Here is a 2277-nt window from a genome sequence, read left to right on the forward strand (position 1 = left end):
CGCGTCTCATAGCGGTCCCCGGCCGCCTCGGCACTCTCCAGATTTTGCAGCGAGCCGATTACGTTGAACAGTCCCATGGGGACGATGACCGACAGGTAGCGCCAGCCTTCTCCGCTGCTCAGCAGGGCGAACAGATCGGCCGGCACGGGCTGTGGCAGATGCACGCCGAAGGCATAGGTATCGGTCGGCGGTTCAAACACCGACCAGCCAAAGGCGCGCAGCAGCCAGGCCAGGCCGACACCGGTCAAGACGGCCACAAGCCCGCCCGGCAGCCCCAGGGGCAGGGTCTTGCGGGAGGCATAGCTGACCAGAATGATCAGCATCGGCAGCAGGGCAATGGCCGGAGAGGCGAAGATCTGGAAAATGAATCCCATCGCAATAAAGGTGATGGCAATACCGGCCAGCGCGGCCAGCAGAGCCGCCCGAGGGGTATAGCGTCGCAACCAGTCGCCGACAAACGCGCCGACCGTTTCCAACACCCCGCTCAGAAAACACGCAAACAGTCCGGCCTGCCAGGCCAGGGTAGAATCCCCGGTGAGCTGATAGATTGGCCCCATGATCAGAAAAAAGTAGGCAAACACACTCGGGGTGTTGATCCCGTAGGGCAGCGCCGTGACATCGTTCCGCCCGGTGGCCTGCATCAGCTGCCGGGCTTGCCAGGCGTAAAAGGCGTTGCCGAACAAAATCGACAGGGCCGCCCCGGGCAGGATCCGGCCGGTGACCAGCTCGGGCGGAAAGCCGCACACCACGGCTCCCAGCACGGCGATCAGCATGAGCTGGATCAGGTTATCGATGAACAGCCCGAAGAACCCGTCGATATCACCACGTACAATCCGCATAGGCATGCGCCCATTTGTAGGGATGTTCGAGACATTTTTCCAGGGCAGCGCGACCGATCCGTGACTCATGCTCGATCCGCCTGCTCTGTGCTGGCTGACTCCATATCCATAGCGTGGGGCTTGTTGATCCAGGGTATAACCCTGGTTATACTACGACGTATGAAGACGGCGATTTCGATTCCTGACGATGTTTTCCTGGCGGCTGAACAGTTGGTCAAACGCGTTGGCTCTTCTCGCAGTGAACTGTACACCACAGCTCTTGTCGCATATCTCAAGGACCACCAGCATCAGGGCGTGACCGAGCGCTTAAACGCCGTCTATGCCCAGGCGGAAGAGGCGTCCGAGCTTGACCCGGTGTACCACGCCTTCCAAGTCCTCTCCGTGTCGCGGGAAGACTGGTAATGCGACGAGGAGAGATTTGGTGGGCCTCTCTCCCTGAGCCAAGCGGCTCGATGCCCGGCTACCGCCGACCTGTTGTGCTTATCCAGTCCGACGTTTTCACCGCCAGTCGGATTCGGACCGTACTCGCCGCCACCCTGACCTCAAATGTGAAGCTTGCCCAGGCCCCCGGCAATGTGCTGCTGCCCAAAGAGCGCACCGGGCTTCAGAGAGATGCGATCCTGAATGTGTCTCAGCTCATCACCCTCGACAAGGCATTGCTGACCGAACGGATAGGCAAACTGCGGCCCAAACACCTGCGGGAGCTGGAGGCAGGCTTGCGTCTTGTTCTCGCGCTGTGACACACGAGGAGAAACCGTATGCAAAAAAAGTCCATGCGTGACCTCGATCTCGCCGGCAAACGCGTCCTGGTGCGGGTCGATTTCAACGTCCCCCTGGACAACGCCAGGGTCAGCGATGACACCCGCATCCGGGCTGCCCTGCCGACCCTGAACTATCTCATCGAACGCGGCGCCAGGCTGATCCTGTGTTCCCATCTGGGACGGCCAAAAGGCCGCCCGAGCCCGGCTTACAGCCTGCGGCCCGCAGCTGAGCGGCTGAGCCAGCTGAGCGGACGGCCGGTCCAGATGGCGCCTGATTGCATCGGTCCGGCGGTCCGAGAGCAGGCTGCGGCCTTGCAGGCGGGCCAGCTGCTGCTGCTCGAAAACCTGCGTTTCCATCCCCAGGAAGAGGCCAATGAGGCGGCCTTCTGCCGGGAGTTGGCCGGGCTGGCCGAGGTGTATGTGAACGACGCCTTTGGCTCGGCCCACCGGGCTCACGCCTCAACGGCCGGGGTGGCAGCCCTGCTGCCGGCGGTGGCCGGCTTCCTGATGGAACGCGAGCTGAATTTCCTCGGCAAGGCGTTGACCAATCCCGAGCGACCCTTTGTCGCCATCCTGGGCGGCGCAAAAGTGTCGGACAAGATCGGGGTGATCGAGCGGCTGCTGGGAACGGTTGATCGCCTGATCATCGGCGGGGGCATGGCCAATACCTTTCTCAA

The 2277-nt window shown here is 62.1% G+C and carries 4 protein-coding genes; 3 read left to right on the plus strand and 1 reads right to left on the minus strand.

Features of this window, described 5'->3' with window-relative positions; translation table 11 throughout:
* A partial coding sequence (locus J4F42_18900; GenBank protein ID MCE2487586.1) for a hypothetical protein occupies positions 1 to 839 on the minus strand: 839 nt, incomplete at its 3' end.
* Positions 840 to 998: 159 nt separating this feature from the next.
* On the opposite strand from J4F42_18900, the gene J4F42_18905 reads away from it, so the two are divergent.
* From J4F42_18905 to J4F42_18915, 3 genes are all read left to right on the plus strand, one after another.
* A complete protein-coding gene (locus tag J4F42_18905; GenBank protein MCE2487587.1) occupies positions 999 to 1241 on the plus strand; it encodes a hypothetical protein in 243 nt (80 codons plus the stop codon).
* A complete protein-coding gene (locus tag J4F42_18910) occupies positions 1235 to 1579 on the plus strand; it encodes a type II toxin-antitoxin system PemK/MazF family toxin (GenBank protein ID MCE2487588.1) in 345 nt (114 codons plus the stop codon). Before J4F42_18905 ends, J4F42_18910 begins: the two co-directional genes overlap by 7 nt.
* Before the next feature lie 18 nt (positions 1580 to 1597).
* Positions 1598 to 2277 (plus strand): phosphoglycerate kinase (locus tag J4F42_18915; protein ID MCE2487589.1); only part of this gene is annotated, 680 nt, incomplete at its 3' end.

The sequence above is a fragment of the Desulfurellaceae bacterium genome (genome assembly GCA_021296095.1).
Taxonomy (GTDB): domain Bacteria; phylum Desulfobacterota; class Binatia; order Bin18; family Bin18; genus JAAXHF01.